Source organism: Halorubrum aidingense JCM 13560 (assembly GCF_000336995.1).
Taxonomy (GTDB): domain Archaea; phylum Halobacteriota; class Halobacteria; order Halobacteriales; family Haloferacaceae; genus Halorubrum; species Halorubrum aidingense.
Genome location: NZ_AOJI01000023.1, coordinates 1 through 16,858 on the forward strand (window position 1 = coordinate 1; position 16,858 = coordinate 16,858).

At 69.0% G+C, this 16,858-nt stretch carries 18 protein-coding genes, 2 tRNA genes and 2 pseudogenes; 9 read left to right on the plus strand and 13 right to left on the minus strand.

All coding sequences use genetic code 11. The features are described 5' to 3' along the window. Positions 1 to 286 (plus strand): DUF7124 domain-containing protein (locus C461_RS15710; RefSeq protein ID WP_008000527.1); only part of this gene is annotated, 286 nt, incomplete at its 5' end. A gap of 97 nt (positions 287 to 383) precedes the next feature. Beyond that, positions 384 to 1,076 (plus strand): CRISPR-associated protein Cas4, encoded by a 693-nt coding sequence (locus C461_RS08955; protein ID WP_008000528.1) that lies wholly within the window; start codon positions 384 to 386, stop codon positions 1,074 to 1,076. A gap of 6 nt (positions 1,077 to 1,082) precedes the next feature. On the opposite strand, the gene C461_RS08960 is transcribed toward C461_RS08955, so the two are convergent. Continuing rightward, the gene (locus C461_RS08960; RefSeq protein ID WP_008000529.1) at positions 1,083 to 1,571 is read right to left on the minus strand and encodes a cupin domain-containing protein; all 489 of its coding nucleotides are present in this window, start codon (positions 1,569 to 1,571) and stop codon (positions 1,083 to 1,085) included. Between the two features lie 230 nt (positions 1,572 to 1,801). Here C461_RS08960 and C461_RS08965 point away from each other — a divergent pair, with 230 nt between their 5' ends. Continuing rightward, positions 1,802 to 3,352, plus strand: a complete 1,551-nt coding sequence (locus tag C461_RS08965; RefSeq protein WP_193365807.1) for a (R)-citramalate synthase — start codon at positions 1,802 to 1,804, stop codon at positions 3,350 to 3,352. A 136-nt stretch (positions 3,353 to 3,488) separates the two neighbouring features. Here C461_RS08965 and C461_RS08970 read toward each other — a convergent pair whose 3' ends face one another. Beyond that, a complete protein-coding gene (locus tag C461_RS08970; protein WP_049906484.1) occupies positions 3,489 to 5,156 on the minus strand; it encodes an alpha-amylase family protein in 1,668 nt (555 codons plus the stop codon). A 184-nt stretch (positions 5,157 to 5,340) separates the two neighbouring features. Here C461_RS08970 and C461_RS08975 point away from each other — a divergent pair, with 184 nt between their 5' ends. Beyond that, the gene (locus C461_RS08975) at positions 5,341 to 5,652 is read left to right on the plus strand and encodes a hypothetical protein (RefSeq protein ID WP_008000534.1); all 312 of its coding nucleotides are present in this window, start codon (positions 5,341 to 5,343) and stop codon (positions 5,650 to 5,652) included. Between the two features lie 11 nt (positions 5,653 to 5,663). On the opposite strand, the gene C461_RS08980 is transcribed toward C461_RS08975, so the two are convergent. Together C461_RS08980 and C461_RS08985 are read right to left on the minus strand one after the other, a co-directional pair. Beyond that, positions 5,664 to 6,035, minus strand: a complete 372-nt coding sequence (locus C461_RS08980; RefSeq protein WP_008000535.1) for a group I truncated hemoglobin — start codon at positions 6,033 to 6,035, stop codon at positions 5,664 to 5,666. Between the two features lie 180 nt (positions 6,036 to 6,215). Next, positions 6,216 to 6,300, minus strand: a tRNA-Ser gene (locus C461_RS08985). 169 nt (positions 6,301 to 6,469) lie between these two features. Between C461_RS08985 and C461_RS08990 the strand changes: the two genes are divergently transcribed. After that, the gene (locus C461_RS08990) at positions 6,470 to 7,441 is read left to right on the plus strand and encodes an AAA family ATPase (protein WP_008000536.1); all 972 of its coding nucleotides are present in this window, start codon (positions 6,470 to 6,472) and stop codon (positions 7,439 to 7,441) included. A 17-nt stretch (positions 7,442 to 7,458) separates the two neighbouring features. Here the strand turns inward: C461_RS08990 and pyrE are convergent, their stop codons facing one another. Continuing rightward, a complete protein-coding gene (gene pyrE / locus C461_RS08995) occupies positions 7,459 to 8,007 on the minus strand; it encodes an orotate phosphoribosyltransferase (RefSeq protein ID WP_008000537.1) in 549 nt (182 codons plus the stop codon). A gap of 188 nt (positions 8,008 to 8,195) precedes the next feature. On the opposite strand from pyrE, the gene C461_RS09000 reads away from it, so the two are divergent. Together C461_RS09000 and C461_RS09005 are read left to right on the plus strand one after the other, a co-directional pair. Further along, on the plus strand, positions 8,196 to 8,558 hold the full coding sequence (locus C461_RS09000) for a 4a-hydroxytetrahydrobiopterin dehydratase (RefSeq protein ID WP_008000538.1): 363 nt from the start codon (positions 8,196 to 8,198) through the stop codon (positions 8,556 to 8,558). A gap of 103 nt (positions 8,559 to 8,661) precedes the next feature. After that, positions 8,662 to 9,144, plus strand: coding sequence for a hypothetical protein (locus tag C461_RS09005; protein ID WP_008000539.1), 483 nt, complete (start codon positions 8,662 to 8,664; stop codon positions 9,142 to 9,144). A gap of 80 nt (positions 9,145 to 9,224) precedes the next feature. On the opposite strand, the gene C461_RS09010 is transcribed toward C461_RS09005, so the two are convergent. The 7 genes and pseudogenes from C461_RS09010 to C461_RS09035 form a co-directional block, all read right to left on the minus strand. Next, positions 9,225 to 10,193 carry a hypothetical protein gene (locus C461_RS09010; protein WP_008000541.1) on the minus strand — a complete coding sequence of 323 codons (969 nt, stop codon included), beginning with the start codon at positions 10,191 to 10,193 and terminating at the stop codon, positions 9,225 to 9,227. Beyond that, complete coding sequence (locus C461_RS09015) at positions 10,190 to 10,495, minus strand: DUF5827 family protein (RefSeq protein WP_008000542.1); 306 nt, start codon at positions 10,493 to 10,495, stop codon at positions 10,190 to 10,192. Before C461_RS09015 ends, C461_RS09010 begins: the two co-directional genes overlap by 4 nt. Positions 10,496 to 10,664: 169 nt before the next feature. Then, positions 10,665 to 10,784, minus strand: a pseudogene (locus C461_RS15530) (Fe-Mn family superoxide dismutase); the annotation flags it as partial. Beyond that, positions 10,780 to 11,467 (minus strand): annotated as a pseudogene (locus C461_RS15125) (Fe-Mn family superoxide dismutase); the annotation flags it as partial. The pseudogenes C461_RS15530 and C461_RS15125, both read right to left, overlap by 5 nt. Positions 11,468 to 11,728: 261 nt before the next feature. Then, positions 11,729 to 11,812, minus strand: a tRNA-Ser gene (locus C461_RS09025). A gap of 55 nt (positions 11,813 to 11,867) precedes the next feature. After that, positions 11,868 to 12,623 (minus strand): DUF2064 domain-containing protein, encoded by a 756-nt coding sequence (locus C461_RS09030; RefSeq protein ID WP_008000545.1) that lies wholly within the window; start codon positions 12,621 to 12,623, stop codon positions 11,868 to 11,870. A 61-nt stretch (positions 12,624 to 12,684) separates the two neighbouring features. Further along, positions 12,685 to 13,278: an NUDIX hydrolase gene (locus C461_RS09035; RefSeq protein ID WP_008000548.1), complete on the minus strand. Its 594-nt coding sequence runs from the start codon at positions 13,276 to 13,278 to the stop codon at positions 12,685 to 12,687. Positions 13,279 to 13,424: 146 nt separating this feature from the next. Between C461_RS09035 and C461_RS09040 the strand changes: the two genes are divergently transcribed. Next, positions 13,425 to 14,837: an ATP-binding protein gene (locus tag C461_RS09040; RefSeq protein WP_008000551.1), complete on the plus strand. Its 1,413-nt coding sequence runs from the start codon at positions 13,425 to 13,427 to the stop codon at positions 14,835 to 14,837. A gap of 453 nt (positions 14,838 to 15,290) precedes the next feature. Further along, positions 15,291 to 15,707 carry a hypothetical protein gene (locus C461_RS09045; protein ID WP_008000553.1) on the plus strand — a complete coding sequence of 139 codons (417 nt, stop codon included), beginning with the start codon at positions 15,291 to 15,293 and terminating at the stop codon, positions 15,705 to 15,707. Between the two features lie 49 nt (positions 15,708 to 15,756). Here the strand turns inward: C461_RS09045 and C461_RS09050 are convergent, their stop codons facing one another. Then, positions 15,757 to 16,758 carry a sulfurtransferase gene (locus tag C461_RS09050; RefSeq protein WP_193365808.1) on the minus strand — a complete coding sequence of 334 codons (1,002 nt, stop codon included), beginning with the start codon at positions 16,756 to 16,758 and terminating at the stop codon, positions 15,757 to 15,759. Between the last annotated feature and the right edge of the window lie 100 nt (positions 16,759 to 16,858).

Here is a 16,858-nt window from a genome sequence, read left to right on the forward strand (position 1 = left end):
GGCGTTCGCCCGCGAGCGCGGCGTCGAGAACGACTACGCGCTCCGGAGCTGGGACAAGTGGGGGACTCTCGGCGACGTGTACACCGAGGCCGACACCCCGAGACACGTGTTCGTCGGGACGACGTCGTCGGACCGGCGGCTCGCGACCCACGTCGGCTTCGAGTTCCGCACCGTCCGCGAGGCGGCCGAGAAAGCCGGCTGGGAACTCGCGGAGCCGGGGCGCTCGCGAGACGGCGGCGGGGTCGTCGACCGGCTCCGCCGGATCGTGACCGATCGACTGCGGTGAGCGGCCGATCCGCCGGCTGAGCGCCCGATGGCGTCGGTATCCCGCGATCGATCCCGCACCCTGACCCTTATCAATCGAACCGCCACCAGACGCCCCCGTGATCCCCTTCAGCGACGTGGCTCGCGCCGCGTACTGCCCGCGACAGCTGTACTACGCCCGCCGCGACGACGACCGGAGCGTCCCGGACGATGCGCGCGCTCGCATCGACCTCGCGTTCCGGTACTCGGCGCTCGCCGGCGCCCCGGACCGCACCCTTCGTCGGCTCCCGATCCGCCGGTCGCCGGCCGCGTACCGCCGGAACCTCGCGCGGCTCCGCGAGCGCGACGACTACGACCGGCTGGTCGACCCCGAGCGCGAGCGCGCGTTCGTCTCCGGGAAAGACTGCCGCGGAACGGTACACAAGGTGCTCGCGGGCGATCGCGACGGGTCCGACTCGGCGGGCGATGGATACCCCGCCGACCCGCCCGTCCCCACCGTTGTCTCGCCGGGAGAACCGCCCGAGAACGGCGTCTGGGAGCCGCAGTCGGTCAGGGCGGTCGCCGTCGCGAAAGCGGTCGCGTGGGAGCGCGAACGGGAGGTCCCGCGCGCGCTCGTCGAGTACCCGAGCGTCGGCGTGATCCGCGAGGTCCGGCTCACGACTCGGCGGAAGGCCGCCTATCGCCGCAGCCTCCGTGCCGCCCGCGCGATCGACGGCCCGCCGTCGCGCGTCGATGACGACCGGTGTGCCGCCTGCGACTACCGCGAGCGGTGTGGGCTCGGTCGGCGGTCGTTCCGGTCGCTGCTCGGCTAGCGCTCCCTACGGCGAGAACGACGTGCCACACTCCCTGCACGTGAACTTGAACCGTCCCTCGTCGGTCAACTCGGTCGCGTGGGGGTGCTCCTCGCCGCACTCGCGGCACTCGATCAGCGACTCGATCTGGTCCCAGTCGTGACGGGCACCGGGGGCGCCGAACGCCCACCCAACGACCGGTTCGTCGGCGTCCTCGCGCACGAATCCGGACTGGAACTCGCCCGGTTCGAAGCGGATCAGCTCACCCGCGCCGACGTCGACGCGCTCGCGCTCGCGGCCGACCTCGAAGGTGGCGGTGCCCGAGGTGATGTGAAAGATCTCCTCCTGGTCGCCGTGCGCGTGGAGTCCGCCGGCGAAGGCGTCGCCGGGCGCGAGTTCGAAGTAGTTCATCGCGACGTGCTCGGTGCCGAGCGCTCGCGAGACGGGTTTCCGGAGGTCGTGGACGCCCATCGGGTTCGTGACGACGTCGACGTCGTCGATAGCGACGGTCCGCATGGGGAGTCGTCTCACGCCGCCGTCAAAGCTGTCACGATCACACCACTTATCTGTGTGTGAGGCGTCGCCACGGATACGAATGACACGAGAGACTCGTGATCGTTCGGAGGATAGAGGAAGTCGCCTCGCGGCGGCTGGCTGCGAAATTCTCCGACGATAGCGACTCCGGGGCACGACCGCCCCGCGGCGGCACCGGCCCAGAACCCACTGACGAGCCGACGGACCCCCTTTTGACCCGAACACCACTCACCACACTCGACGAGGTACAGCTCTTAGACACCACCCTGCGCGACGGCGAGCAGATGCCCGGCGTCTCGCTCACCCCGGCGGAGAAGGTCGACGTCGCCCGCGAGCTCGACGCGGCCGGGATGCACTTCGTCGAGGCGGGCTCGGCGTGCACCTCCGCGGGCGAGCGCGAGGCCATCCGCCGGGTCGCGAGCGAGGGGCTCGACGCGACCGTGACCAGCTTCGCCCGCGGCGTGAAAGCCGACGTCGACCACGCGCTCGACTGCGGCGTCGACGGGATCAACCTCGTCGTGCCGGCCTCGGACAAGCACGTCGAGACGAAGGTCGGTTCGACCCGCGACGACGTCGTCGACAGGACGGTCGAACTCGTCGAGTACGCGACGGACCACGGCCTCTGGGTCGAGGTGCTCGGCGAGGACGGCTCCCGCGCCGACCTCGACTACCTCGAACGCCTGCTCGGCGCGGGCCTCGACGCCGGCGCCGACCGGATCTGCTACTGCGACACCGTCGGCGCGGCCGACCCCGAGCGCACCGCCGAGGTCGTCTCCCGGCTGGCCGACCTCGGGCCGACGAGCCTCCACACCCACGACGACCTCGGCTTCGGCGTGGCGAACGTCCACGCCGGGCTGACGGCGGGCGCCGACACCGTCCACGGCACCGTGATGGGCGTCGGCGAGCGCGCCGGCAACGTCGCCCTCGAAGAGGTCGCCATCGCGCTCGCCCGCTCGTACGACGTGGAGACTGTCGAACTGGAACGGCTCTACCGGCTCTGCCGGACCGTCTCGGAGGTGACCGGGGTCGCGCTCCCGCCGAACAAGGCGGTCTGCGGCGCCAACGCGTTCGCACACGAGTCCGGCATCCACACCGACGGCACCCTCAAGGACGGGACGATGTACGAGCCGTACCCGCCCGAGACGGTCGGCCGAGAGCGCCGGCTCGTCCTCGGGAAACACGCCGGGCGGGCGGGCGTCGAAGCGGCGCTCGCCGAGCACGACGTGGCCGTCGACGACGACGAGCTGCGCGAGGTCGTGAGCCGGGTGAAAGACCTCGGCGACCGGGGTAAGCGCGTCACCGACGCCGACCTGCTGGCGATCACGGAGGACGTGCAGGGCCGCGAGCGCGACCGCCACGTCGAACTCGTCGACCTGTCGGCCACCTCCGGCGGAAACCTCCCGACCGCATCGGTCCGACTCCGCGTCGGCGACGCCGAACGCGTCGCCTCCGGCACCGGCTCGGGCCCCGTCGACGCCGGGCTCGAAGCGGTGCGCGCCGCGCTCGCGGGCGACGGTGCCGGAGACGGCGTCTCCTTCGAGCTCGACTCCTACCACGTCGACGCGATCACGGGCGGCACCGACGCCGTCGTCACCGTCGAGGTCGACCTCTCGCGGGGCGACCGCTCCGTGAGCGTCTCCTCGACGGACGCCGACATCACTCGCGCCAGCGTCGTCGCGATGGTCGACGGGCTTGACCGGCTCCTCGCCGCCGCGGCCGAGGACGGAGCGGATCCCGACGCGGTCTCGGTCGCCGACGACTGATCGGCTGTCGCGAGTAGTCGGTCATAAGCAGTCGGTCATAAGTAGCCGGTCATAAGTAGCCGGTCGCGAGTGACCGGCCGCAACTGGTCAGTCGACAGTTGTCAGTCGACAGCGGCCGCCGCGAAAGAGCGCGGCTCTACCGCTTCTCGCCGCGCAGCCACACGTAGTCGCAGCTGTCGAGTCGGAAGGTGACGCCGCCATCCGCGACGTGGTAGTCGCCGTCGCCGACGATGCGCTCGACGGTGTCCGGGTCGACGTCGAAGCCGACAACCTCCTCGCGGTACTCGTCCGCGAGGTTGTGCGCACAGAGGAGGACAGTCTCGTCTGCGTTCGCGTCCGTCTCTGCATCATCGAACCGATGGACGCGCGTCTCCTTGTGATCGGCGTCGAGCGCGCGGTAGTCGCCGCGGGCGATCTCGGGACACGCCTGCCGGGCCGCCACGAGTTCCTCGACCCGCGAGTAAAGCGAGTCGGGGTCGTCGCGTTGGGCGGCGACGTTGACGCGGTCGTACGCGTACTCCCCGTCGTCGACCACCGGGTTGTAACAGTCCTCGGGCGCCGCCGTCGAGAAGCCACCGTTCCGCGAGTCGTCCCACTGCATCGGGGTGCGGACGGCCTCGCGCTCGGGGAGGTCGAGGTCGGCGCCCATCCCGATCTCGTCGCCGGACTGGAGCGCGACGGAGCCGGGCAGCGCGAACAGCAGGCTGTGCGCGAGCGCGATCCGATCGGGGTCGCCGCCGTACAGGTCCGCGAGTCGCAGGCGGTGGCCGCGCTCGAAGATCCACGAGTCGCCGGCGTCGTCGCCGAAGTACTCGCGGGCGTGTTCGAACGCCTCTTCGGGCAGCTTCAGGAGGTTCCACTCGTCGTGGTTGCGCAGGAAGTTCACCCACGTCCCGTCCTCCTCGACGTCGGGCAGGATCTCCTCGGCGCGCTGGAGTGGCCACGTGTCTTTCACGCCGACCGCGTACGTGAGGTGCGCGTTCATCACGAAGTTGAACTGGAGGTGGAACGCCTCGCCGTCGCCGAAGTAGTAGTCCAGGTGTTCGGGTTCGTCGTCGGCCTCGGCGAGCAGCACCGCGTCGTCTTGCTCCGCCTCCACGACCCGCCGCATTTCCTTGAACAGCTCGATGGAGTCGCCGAGGTCCGTCTCGTCGAGCGTCGTCGCGTTGTGCCCTTTGGACATGAGCATCGGGTGGGCGGCGTCGATCCGGAAGCCGTCGACGCCCTGATCGAGCCAGAACCGGAGCACGTCGTACAGCTCCTCGCGGACCGCGGGGTTCGCGACGTTGAGGTCGGGCTGGTGGCCGTAGAACTGATGGAAGTAGTGTTTCTCGGCGACCTCGTCGTACGACCAGACCCCGTCCTCGTACTCGGGGAAGATGTTGCCGCGCTGGTGGGCGTCGTCGAGGTGGCTCGTCCACAGGTAGTAGTCGTGGTACTCGGACTCCGGGTCCTCGCGGGCCCGCTGGAACCACTCGTGTTCGTTCGAGGTGTGGTTGAACACGAGGTCGGTGAGCACGCGGATGTCGCGCTCGTGAGCGCCCTCGGCGAACGCCCGGAAGTCGTCGAGGGTGCCGAGCCGCTCGTCGACGCCGCGGTAGTCGGCCACGTCGTAGCCGTTGTCGCGAAGCGGACTCGGGTAGAACGGACGGACCCACAGCGCGTCGACGCCGAGTTCGTCGAGGTAGTCGAGCTTCTCGATCGCGCCGCGGAAGTCCCCCCAGCCGTCGCCGTCGCTGTCGTTGAACGTCTTGATGTCCAGCGAATAGATCGTCGCGTCCTCGTGCCAGTCCGGATCGCTCATGGGTTGGGTACAACACCGGGGGTTTGAGTTCTTGCGATTCGATCGACCGATCGGGCACGCTGCGGTTCCGTCGCCGTCCATCTTCGTCTCCGCGGCCGTCTCCATCTCCGTCTCCGCCGCCGGCTCCCTCCTCGGTCGCCGGCGTCTGATGGGGTTTTTATTCGTTGCCGACCCAACGTCGCCCGTGAGCGTCGTCGTCGCGGTGAAACCCTCGGCCCGGAAGCGCAACGCCAAGGTGGGTCGGCTCGTCTTCGAGGACGGCCCCTGCCACGCGTTCGAGAGCCGAGGGGCCGCCGAGCGCTGGGCGGCCGACCTCTCGACGGGCGACGGCCACGTCTGGGTCGCGAGCGCGCATCCCCGCGACGACGACGACGCCGACCTGTACCTCGTGTCGCGGGCGACGAACGCGAAGCTAGAGGCGGCCTACGACAAGCGCCGTCGCCGGCTGCGCGGCGGTGACGGCCCGACACAGGAGTCGCTCGGAAGCCAGCCGTAGCGGCGTCCCCGCTACTCGGCCGGGACCTCGACGATCGCGTCTTCGTACTCCGCGACCGCCTCCATCACGGCCGCTCGGTCGTCGTCGCCGACGTCGAACGCGGCCAGCGCGTCGTCGAGGTGCGTCGCGATGGCACCGAACTCCGTGCCCGTGATACCCATCCCGTCGTGAGCGGCGTCCATGTTGTCGCCGGCGTACTCGACGGGGCCGCCGGCGACGGCGCTCAGGAACTGCGTCTGATGCGCGCGCTGTGCCGTCATGTCGACGTCCTCGAAGTGGTGTGCGACCCGGTCGTCGTCGAGGACCCGATCGTAGAACTCGTCGACGACCGCGCCGATCGCCTCGCGTCCGCCCAGCCGCTCGTAGAGCGTGTGCTCGTTCACGGTCGGATCTGCCGACGATTAATAAAGACGCTTGCCCACGCTCCCACTGGCTCGGGTTTCGGACCGAACGCGTTCGCGTTCCTCCGCGATGTCGGTCCCGACGCCGACGGTGACCGACGGCGAGTGGACTACTGACAGCCAATGAAACGCGTCGCTAGTGGGTCGGAAACGCGAGAGAAGCGCCGAGGCGGAGATTTGAACTCCGGTGTCCGAATGGACAGTAGATTTCGAATCTACCGCCTTGGCCAGGCTAGGCTACCTCGGCTCACTTCCGGGTTGGACGGTTCCGCTGTTATGCGTTTCGATCGCCGGCGGCGTTGCGGCGGCGTTGCGGCGCCGATCCGCTGTCGTCGTGATCGGAGAGCGGCGGGGCGCCGCCGCAGTCTCGCTCCGGCGCCGGCAACGTTTTTCGGGGCGGATCGCGTGCCTCACGTATGGACGTCCCCGAAGCCGCCGCGGCCTGTTCGCGCGTCGTCGACGAGGTCGGCGGCGCGGTCGTCGCCGACCGCGAGTTCCTCGACCGCGTGACGCTCGGTATCCTCGCTCGCGGCCACGTCCTCTTAGAGGACGTGCCCGGCACCGGCAAGACCCTCTCGGCGCGCTCGTTCGCGACCGCGCTCGGCCTGGCGTTCTCGCGGGTGCAGTTCACGCCCGACCTCCTCCCGAGCGACGTCACCGGTACCAACGTGTTCGACGAGAGCGACGGCTCCTTCTCGTTTTCGCCCGGTCCGATCTTCGCGAACGTCGTGCTCGCCGACGAGATCAACCGCGCGCCTCCGAAGACGCAGGCCGCGCTGCTGGAGGCGATGGAGGAGGGACAGGTCACCGTCGACGGCGAGACGCACGCCCTCCCGAGCCCCTTCTACGTGATCGCGACGCAGAACCCCGTCGAGAGCGAGGGCGCCTTCCCGCTCCCCGAAGCGCAGCTCGACCGGTTCACGATCAAGACCTCGATCGGGTACCCGGACGACGACGGCGAGGTCGAACTGCTCCGCCGACGGGCCGGTCGCGCGGCGCAGTCGCCGACGGTCGATCGCGTGCTCGACCCCGACGCCGTCGGCGACCTCCGCGAAGTGCCCGAGACGGTTCGGGTCGACGAGGACCTCCTCGGCTACATGGCGTCGCTCGCCCGCGCGACCCGCGAGGACCGGCGCGTCGAGGTCGGCGTCTCTCCCCGCGGCACCCAGCGGCTCTTCGAAACGACCCGCGCGGCCGCCGTGATCGCCGGGCGGACGTTCGTCACGCCCGACGACGTGAAGCGCGTCGCGGAGCCGACGCTCGCGCATCGGCTCGTGTTAACCCCCGACGCCGCCGTCAACGACGTCGACAAACGCGACGTGATCGCGGACGTGCTCGGTCGGATCGCGGTACCAACCGTCGAGACACCGGAAACCGGCGCGGACTGACCCGAATGCCGGCGCGCCTACTCCGCGTCCCGCTCCGCCAGTAGCTCCGTCGCCGTGAGCAGCGACTCCAGCTCGATGTCGTGGTCGGCGAGCAGCTCCGCGGCCCCCTCCTCGCGGTCGACGACGACGAGCACGCGGTTCACGGTCGCGCCCGCCGCTCGAAGCGCCTCCACCGCGTCGACCGCCGACTGCCCGGTCGTGGCGATGTCCTCTAACACGACGACCTCCTCGCCCTCGTCCAGCCGCCCCTCGATGCGGTTGCCGGTGCCGTACTCCTTCGCCTGCTTGCGCGCGATGACGTACGGGCGACCGAGCTCCGTGGCGGTCACGGCCACGAGCGGGACCGCGCCGAGCGCGACGCCGGCGAGCTTCGCGTCAGTCCCGGCGAGCCGGTCGGCGAACGCCTCGGCGACGAGCCCTAACGCGTCCGGGTCCGTCTCGAAGAGGTACTTGTCCACGTAGTAGTCGCTCGTGCCGCCGTGTGAGAGCTCGAACTCGCCGAATCGGACGGCGTCGGCCGCCCGCAGCGCGGCGATGAGCTCGCGTCGTCGCTCGTCGTCCATCATACTGTTGAGGGACGCCCCGGCGATTATAAACGGGTCGGAACGGCGGCGGGGTCGGCGGCGGGGTCGGAGCGGCGTCAGCATGGTGCGGTGTCGGAGCGGCGCCGAGTTGGACCGACAGCGAGCCGACCACTCCGAGAGCCGGTCGCGGCCGCGGAACATACAAACCGCTGCTCGTCCAATACAGTGACATGTCATCATCACTCGCGGACGAGCCGGTCGAACCGTCCGAGGAGGGCGACGAGCCGCTTACCGACGACGAGTACGCCGGGTATCTGGACGATCTCGGGAGCGCGTGGGAGGTCGTCGACGACCACCACCTCGAAGCCACCTACGAGTTCGACGACTTCGCGACCGCCCTGGCGTTCACGAACGACGTCGGCGAGCTCGCGGAGGCCGAGTGGCACCACCCCGACATCCACCTCTCGTGGGGCGAGGTCGGCGTCGAGATGTGGAGCCACGACATCGGTGGCCTCCACAAGTCGGACTTCGTGATGGCCGCGCGAATGGACCAGCTCTACGCCGAGTACGACGCCGAGTACAACGTCGAGTGAGGGAGCGAGTGCGGCCTCTGACGGGAGCCGGGGACGAGAGCCCGAGGACCGCGGCGCCGCGGCAACGGACGGGTTTAAAACCCTCCCGGCGAAAGTGGAGTCAATGAGCGCGAACGTCTTCCTGGTCCCTATCGACCCGGAGAACTTCGATCGAACGGTCCGGTCCGCGGTCGACCTCACCGAGTACGACGACCGCCCGGATCCGCTCGCGGATCTCGACGAGGCCCGGCTGTGGGCCGTCGATGACGACAGCGGCAACGGCTCGACCTTCGAGCGGATGGCGGAGGGCGATCTCCTGCTGTTCTACCACGACGGGGAGTACCTCGCCACCGGGCGCGTCGGGACGACCTTCGAAGACCCCGACCGCTGGGTCAGCAGCACGTTCTGGACCGCGCTCCCGACGACGCGCGTCTACACCGTCACCGACTTCGCGGCCGTCTCCGCCCCGAAGCGCGCGGTCAACGCGATCTTCGACTACTCCAAGTCGTACACCCCCGGATTCATGCGCGTCGCCGACAGCCGGGTCACCGCGGACCTCTCCTCCATCGAGTCCGCGATCGCTCACTACACCGAGCGCAACGCCTGAGTCGCGCCCCAAAACACCGCTACCACGTTACCGCCGCTTCGCACCCGTCACACCGTTCGTTTTCGCCGGTAGTTCCGACGCTAGATCGCTTCGAACAGCGCCTCGTAGGCGGGCTCGTACCGCTCCGCGACGCGAGACGGATTCCCGCGCTCGTCGCCTGACAGCGCCGGGAGCGCGACGGTCGACAGCGGCTCGATCATCTCGGTCACCGCGTCCGTGTGCTCCTCCATCGTTCCCTCTCGCGGACTGCCGGAGGCGACCGCGCGCGCCTTGGCGTACCGATCGCCGGCGTAGATCCGTGCCCGCCCGGGGTCGACGACGGCGATCGCGTCCGGCTCGACCGGCCCGTCGCGCGAGAGCGGTCCGGCGACGTTCGCGTACGACTCGACGACGACCGGCACCGGAGTCGCCGCGATCCGCTCCGCGAGGCGATCGAACGCGGGGAGGTAGTCGGCGGCCATCACGTCGTTGAACGCCGCCACGTCGTCGACGCGGGTCGCGTCCGCGAGCGGAAGCCGTTCGGCGAGGTCCTCGGGGAGGAGCCCGGCCGCCTCGGCCGCGCCGTTGACGACGAACCGTGACCCCGTCGGAGCGGTGACGCGATCACAGAGGAACGTCCGGCCGGTGTCGCCGAGCATCCCTGTCCGTCCGGGCGTGGGCTTCCAGAGACGGTGGACGGGGTTGACCGACTCGGGGGTGACTGGCCCCGTCGCGATGTCCGTTCTCCTTCCCGTTTCGCCCGGCGTCGGTGTCCCCGACGCCCCTTCCGTCTCCCCCGACGCGGCCGCTCGCGCGAGCGGTCTGGTGCTCACCGCCGCGAGCCGTCGCGCGTCCTTCCCGTAGAGGCGGGCCGAGTCGGTCGCGATCCGGTAATCGTCGTGGTCGAACCAGTGGTCGTTGCCGGCGCGGGGCTTCACGCCGACCGCATCGCCGATCCGCGTCGCGAGGCTCGCCACCAGTCCGGTCGAGAACGTCGTCTTTCCGGCGTCGACGCGGTCGCCACCGGCGACGAGCAGCACGGGCGGATCCTCGGCGCGACGACCGTTCACGCGTTCCCGTCGCTTCCGTCGGCGTCGTCGAGCGCGTGATCGGCGACCCCGTAGTAGCCGGGACCGTCCTCCTCCAACGGCTCGGCGATCACCATGTCCTCGGCGTGGGTCATCACCCACGGGATCGCCCAGTCGATCAGGACCGCTTCGGTGTCGGGGTCGACGTCGGCGTCGGGGTCGAGCCCCTGCAGCAGGCGGGCGATCTCCGGCACCGTGTACATGAGGTCCGGCTCGAACAGCTCCGCGGCCTCGTAGAAGTCACACGGGTACGTCGCGTCGAACGTCGACTTCGGTTCGGGCATGGCCGCCGGTACGTCCGGGGCTCCGTAAACGCTGCCGATACGGTCGGCGTCGTCGCAGCGGCGGGCGTCCGCTCGCAACCCAGAGCGCCGCCGTCGCCGTCGCTCTCGGCGGCGGTCGTCGTTGAAAAAACGTCGGGATTCGACGCGCGTCTCGCGGCGTCCAGCCGGGTTACTCGAAGAGCTCGACGGCCTGCTCGTAGCGGCTCGCGGGCTCGTCCCAGTCGACGACCTCGAAGAAGTTGTCGACGAACTCGCCGCGGGCCGGGCCGTAGTCGTGGTAGTAGGAGNTCGACGGCCTGCTCGTAGCGGCTCGCGGGCTCGTCCCAGTCGACGACCTCGAAGAAGTTGTCGACGAACTCGCCGCGGGCCGGGCCGTAGTCGTGGTAGTAGGAGTGTTCCCACACGTCGAGCGCGAGGATCGGGTGGCCGCCCCAGATGGCGCCCTGGTCGTGCTTGTCGACCACGACGTTGCGAAGCTGGTTCGAGAACGTGTCGTACACCAAGAGCGCCCAGCCGGACGCGCCGGAGGCCGCCGCCTCGAACTCGCCCTTCCAGGCCTCGTACGAGCCGAAGTCCTCCGCGATGCGGTCCGCGAGCGCNGAGCGCCCAGCCGGACGCGCCGGAGGCCGCCGCCTCGAACTCGCCCTTCCAGGCCTCGTACGAGCCGAAGTCCTCCGCGATGCGGTCCGCGAGCGCCCCCTCGGGCTCGTCGCCGCCCTCCGCGCTCATGTTCTGCCAGAACAGGTCGTGGAGGATGTGTCCCGAAGAGTTGTGCGTCACGTTCCGGATCGCGCCCGCCGACGAGGAGAAGTCGCCCTCCTCGCGGTTGGCTTCGAGCGTCTCTTCGGCCGCGTTCCAGCCGTTCACGTAGCCCTGATGGTGGGTGTCGTGATGCCATTCGAGCACCTGCTCGGAGATGTGCGGCTCCAGCGCGTCGTAATCGTACGGCAGCGGATCGAGTTCGTAGCTCATCGTTGAATCACCTACCACGAACATGTGCCGGAAACCTGTTAAAGATAATGAGTGTGGTGGTACCACACGTCACTGGACGTGACTGTTACCGGGGTTCACCGAGCGCGAGCGATAGCCTTGCAGTTCGGGCGAAACGTCGATCGGACAGCCTGCCGGCGCGCGGGTGACGGGTCGTCGAACCAGTAATCAGAAACGGTTTCGTCGACGGACGCGGCGCGGCGGCACGAACCGCGTCCGGCGCGAAGTGCGCCGGCCGCGTTACGGTGGGACTGGGATTCGAACCCAGGAAGCCGTGAGGCTACCTGCTTTCAAGGCAGGCGCAATAGGCCGCTCTGCCATCCCACCACGTCAGGACGCTCGGGGGCGTCCGACTAAGGGGTGTCGGTCCTCGGTCTCCGAGTCAGTCCCGAACCACTCGCTCCTCACCGTCCTCGACGACCACGTCCAGCCCGTGTCCGTGGACGAACGCCGCGGTGTAGTCGGGGACGACGCGCTGTGCGGCGAACCGCGCGCGCAACACGGGGACGGCGTCGAGCAGGTCGTCGCCGGCCACCATCGACGGCGAGGACGCGAGGAACTCGACGTCGAGGTCGGCGTCGCGCCCACGCGCCGCAAGGGTGGGAAGGCTCGGGGCCTCGAACGCGCCGTCGAAGTCGATAGGCTCGGTGAACCCGGCGTAGTAGGTCCGCCCGCGGGTGGACGGGCCGAGCACGACCTCGTTCGTCCGGAGCTTCATCGCGGCCGAGTCGATGACGGTCCGCGAGAGCAGCGGCGCCTGCGGGGTGACGACGGCGACGGAGTCGGCGCCCTCCTCGCGGAGGAGATGCGTGACGGTGTTGCCGGCGCGCGCGCCGAACGAGGAGCCGACCTGCCGCTCGAAGCGAACGTCCTCGGTGCCGCCGAGGGTGTCGGCGACGAGCGTGCGCAGTTCGGCCTCGGGGCTGGTGTCGGTGCGGTGCTCGCTGGGGAGGTCATCGTCGACGGGGAAATTCACGAGGAGTTCCCCGCCGGATCGGTCGACCGCGAGCACGGCGTCGCGGAACAGCGCCTCGTACAGGTCGGCGGCCTCGGCGGCCGACAGCGGCGTCGACTCCGCGAGCCCGGTCCCGACGAGCCCCTCGCGGGGCGGCTTCGCCAGCAGAACGACGACGGTCATACCGGATCGAGTCGCCCGCGCGCCTTCAACTCGCCGTTTCGATCACGGGCGGGCCGGCCGCTCAGGAGAAGTCGCGCCGCATCGCGATCTCGAACCACGGGCACAGCCGAAGCTGGCGGTACAGCGCCGGGTGCTCGTGGAGGTGGTCGTAGTCGACCCACAGCATGCCGCCGATCTCCGCTTCGTCGGGGTCGAGCGAGGTGTCGTCGAGGGTGACTTTCAGCACCGAGCAGACCTCCCACTCGACGCCCTCGTTGGGGTAGTAGCGCTTGTACTCGAACTTGTCCGTCACGCGGAGGTCGTCGTACTGGTCGGGGGTGATCCCCAGCTCCTCTTCTAAGCGCTGTTCGGTCGCGTCCTCCTGCGACTGCCCCTCGACCGGATGGGAGGCGACCGTGCCGTCCCAGTGGCCGTCCCACAGGCGCTTCGTGGGGGCGCGCTGGGCCAAGAGGATCCGCCCCTCCCCGTCGTAGACGAGACAGGTGAACGCGCGGTGGCGGATGCCGTCGCCGGTGTGGGCGTCGAGCCGGTTCACCGTCCCCTGTTCGGTGTCGTCGGGGTCGACGGCGATCACGTCTTGCAGCGCGTTCTCGTGGTCCGCGTCGGTGTCGGCGCCCCCGGCGGGGTCGGAGGCGGCCGCGTCCTCGGAGCTCATGCGAGGTAGGTCGATCACCAGGGCTAATAAGCGTTCGATACGTCGGGGCGGGCCGAACCCGACGGCGCACCTCTGTCCATCGGTGGGGGCGGGTCGACGGACGCGGTTCGACGCGCTTAACCGCGTGCCGCGGCTACTTCGCGCGGATGAGTGACCCGGCGCTCGACGTTGTCGAGTTCGTGTTGACGACGCACCTCTACACCGAGAACCGCGACCTCGACGAGAACGACCTCCCGCCTCGCTTCCGGCGGGTGTTCTGGTCGGACGACGCCACCGACGACGCGCCCGGCGGCGTCGAGCGGCCGCTGAAGGCGACGAGCGAGACGACCCGCACCGCGACGGGCGTCGAGCATCCGTGGGACGCCGTTTCGGACCTGCTGTTCACCCAGCGGACCGAATTCTCGGGCGAGATCTCCCTGACGCAGCCCGCGATGGCGCTGGAGTGGTACCGCGACCACGCCGACGACGACCGGATCGGCGCCAACCCGACGATCGTCGCCGCGCTGGAGGCGGCCGAGGGCCTCGACGCGCCGGTGACCCACGAGGAGGCGCGCGACGACGTGCGGCCCATCCAGGCCGACCGGGTCTGGATAGACGCCCTCCTCGAGGAGTACTTCGACGAGGACGACGACGCGGAGATGCTCGATCTCGTCAACGTCCGCGCGCCGGAGGAGATCGAGACGACGCTCGCGGACCTCGTGCTCACCGGCGATCAGGAGGGCGAGATCCAGAAGATCGTCAAAGCGATCGAACACCGCGAGTACCTCGCGAGCATCGGGCTCCGCGAGATCGGGAAGCTGCTGTTCGTCGGGCCGCCGGGAACCGGGAAGACGACCGTCTCGCGGGCGCTCGCACACGAGCTGGGCATCCCCCTCGTCGAGGTGAAGATGTCGATGATCACGAGCCAGTACCTCGGCGAGACGGCGAAGAACGTCGAGAAGACGTTCGAGGTCGCGAAGCGGCTCTCCCCGTGTATCCTCTTTATCGACGAGTTCGACTCCGTCGCGAAGACCCGCCGCTCGGACGAGCACGCCGCGCTCAAGCGGGCGGTCAACACCCTACTCAAGTCGATCGACGAGGTGTCGCTCGTGCGCGACGAGGTGCTCTTGATCGGCGCGACGAACCACCCGGACCAGCTCGACGCGGCCGCGTGGCGACGCTTCGACGAGATCGTCAACTTCCCCAAGCCCGACCGCGACATGCGCGCCGACATCCTCCGGGTCGTCACCCGCGAGATGAAGATCGCCGACTTCGACCCCGAGGAGGTCGCCGACCGGACGACGGGGCTCACGGGCTCCGACCTCCGGATGGTCCTCCGCGAGGCGGTCCTCGGTGCGCTCACCGAAGACCGGATGACGATCACTCAGGAGGACGTGATGGAGGCCGTCGAGGACTTCGAGGAGCGCGACAACCTGAAGAACATGGACATGATCGACGGCGAGGGCGCAGAGGTGCTCGGCGAGACGGACCCCGACGGGCAGGACCACACCCACGACGACGAGGCGTCACACGACGACGCCGCCCACGACCACGGCGCGCACAGTCACTCGCACGACTGAAACGCCGCGAAGCGATCCGTTTGAGGTACGTGCCGCAATTCAGTTGATCCCGGTTGCAGTCTATACCGGGAGTGGGTGTTGCAGACTGTCGCTGGCAACGTGGTATATAAATGGCCAAGCGTGAGAGCGACGACTGTTTATAAATGAACGTTGCTGTGGCGCGCCTCCGAGCGCCCACCGGGCGCGAGGAGCCCGCGAAGGACGCGGTGAGCGCTCGGAGAGCGCGAACCGCGAGGTTGGGGAGGTGTGAGGCTGCGGTACTAAGCGGGCTGGGGATTTAGCGGTGTCCCCGCCGTCGGCGGTTGTTTATAACCGATGGCGATGAGAGTTCGAGGACGAGATTGCTAACAGTCTCGTCTGCGGTACCAACGGCGACTCACGGATGAACGCCGACGAGTGTCCCATTTAAATACGGAACCGAAAACATACATCCTTTCGCGCTCGAACCGTCCCATGAAGCGGCGAGCGATTTTGGTCTCTTGCGGCGTTCTCGCCGGGTTGGGTGGATGTCTGAACCACGGCGGAGAACCAACCGACAACACCTCCAACACGACGACACCGAACAGCACCGCAGCCAACAGTTCCACAGCCGACGACACCGAAACGGACGGCGACCGTCCGTCGTACGTGGTCACCGTCTCAAGGGAGGACGTCGAGCAGCCAGACAACAGCTGTCACTTCGAGGAACTCTCCGAGGGGGCACAAGAGGAAGTCGAGAACGCGGTAAGAGATCTGGACACCGACTCCGACGATAGCGGAAGCCACGATGTGTACGGAAGTGCGGAATTACTAGATACAGAGTGTTACAACACGTATCTCGAATACGACGGTCAGTACTATTGGACCTCGATAGACGCGGTCGGTGGGTGATCGGCTCCCCGTCCTTGTAATAGCTGCCACCGACGTCGACGAAACCGATCTACGCGAACGTGTCGACGACCGTTCCGGTGTCCTCGCCGGTGGTGTAGTAGTAGCCGTCGTCCTCCGAGAGCGTCCCCCAGTCCGCCCAGCTCCCCTCGTAGTTGCGCACGTCGTCGAAGCCGAGTTGGTCGAGGACGAACCATCCCACGGAGGCCCGAATGGCGGTCTGACAGTAGGCGACGGCGGTCTCGTCCGACGAGAGGCCGGCGTCGTCGATCCAGAGCGTCTCCAGATCCTCGGGCGAGCGGAGCCGCCCGGCCTCGTCGTCGATGCTCTGAACGAAGTTGAGGTTGGTCGCGCCGGTGACGTGGCCGAAGCGGTCGAGGTCGCCGCGCTCGTCGACGCCCCAGTACTCCTCGGGCGACCGCATGTCGAGGATCGGGATCGCGGCGCCGTCCTCGTCGACGTTGCCGGCGAGGAACTCCCGCGTCGCGACGACGCCGGTGTCGACCTCGGCCTCGTACTCGCCTTCCTGCGCCTCGGGCGACCCCGTCGTCGTCTCGCCGTCGCCCGCGTCCCAGACGGAGAATCCGCCGTCGAGCAGGCTGACCTGCCCCTCGTGGCCGAGGGCGTTGAGCGTGTAGATGGCGTACGTCTCCCAGAGGTTCGACTCGGCGCCGTACACGACCACGTCGTCGCCGGACTCGATGCCCGCCTCCGCGAGCGTCCACGCGATCGCGTCGGGTGAGGCCTCGAACCCGTCGGCGGTCTCCTCGGCGTAGCTGTCCAGCATCTCGGAGTTCGGGAAGTGGTACGCACCCGGGACCCGCGCGTCGAGGAACGCCTCCTCCTCGCGGACGTCGAGCAGGTGCACGTCGTCGAGGTTCTCCGTGAGCCACTGGCTGTCGACGACGCCGTCGAACTCCGCCGCCGCGGGCGTCGTGTACGCCTCCGGCGGGTCGTCGTCCGTCGCGCCGAGGCAGCCGGCCGTCGCCGCGATCGCCGCGCCGGCCGAAGCCAATACCGCTCGTCTGGAGGTCCGCGTGTGTCGATCGGTCATCCGATCGGCGCGTTATCGCGTGGCGGCCATAACCCTGTTACTGGAGGGGCGTGTTACCGTCGGCTCCGACGGGAGCCCCGCCCTGTCTCTTATACACATC

What these genes read in the sequence shown, in the direction of transcription:
- C461_RS09035 (WP_008000548.1), bottom strand. Translation starts at nt 13,278, where the DNA reads ATGAGCTCCGAGGACGCGGCCGCCTCCGACCCCGCCGGGGGCGCCGAC.
- C461_RS08970 (WP_049906484.1), bottom strand. Translation starts at nt 5,156, where the DNA reads ATGAGCGATCCGGACTGGCACGAGGACGCGACGATCTATTCGCTGGAC.
- C461_RS09030 (WP_008000545.1), bottom strand. Translation starts at nt 12,623, where the DNA reads ATGACCGTCGTCGTTCTGCTGGCGAAGCCGCCCCGCGAGGGGCTCGTC.
- C461_RS09045 (WP_008000553.1), top strand. Translation starts at nt 15,291, where the DNA reads ATGAAGCGGCGAGCGATTTTGGTCTCTTGCGGCGTTCTCGCCGGGTTG.
- C461_RS09015 (WP_008000542.1), bottom strand. Translation starts at nt 10,495, where the DNA reads ATGCCCGAACCGAAGTCGACGTTCGACGCGACGTACCCGTGTGACTTC.
- C461_RS08990 (WP_008000536.1), top strand. Translation starts at nt 6,470, where the DNA reads ATGGACGTCCCCGAAGCCGCCGCGGCCTGTTCGCGCGTCGTCGACGAG.
- C461_RS09040 (WP_008000551.1), top strand. Translation starts at nt 13,425, where the DNA reads ATGAGTGACCCGGCGCTCGACGTTGTCGAGTTCGTGTTGACGACGCAC.
- C461_RS09000 (WP_008000538.1), top strand. Translation starts at nt 8,196, where the DNA reads ATGTCATCATCACTCGCGGACGAGCCGGTCGAACCGTCCGAGGAGGGC.
- C461_RS09050 (WP_193365808.1), bottom strand. Translation starts at nt 16,758, where the DNA reads ATGACCGATCGACACACGCGGACCTCCAGACGAGCGGTATTGGCTTCG.
- C461_RS09005 (WP_008000539.1), top strand. Translation starts at nt 8,662, where the DNA reads ATGAGCGCGAACGTCTTCCTGGTCCCTATCGACCCGGAGAACTTCGAT.
- pyrE (WP_008000537.1), bottom strand. Translation starts at nt 8,007, where the DNA reads ATGATGGACGACGAGCGACGACGCGAGCTCATCGCCGCGCTGCGGGCG.
- C461_RS08960 (WP_008000529.1), bottom strand. Translation starts at nt 1,571, where the DNA reads ATGCGGACCGTCGCTATCGACGACGTCGACGTCGTCACGAACCCGATG.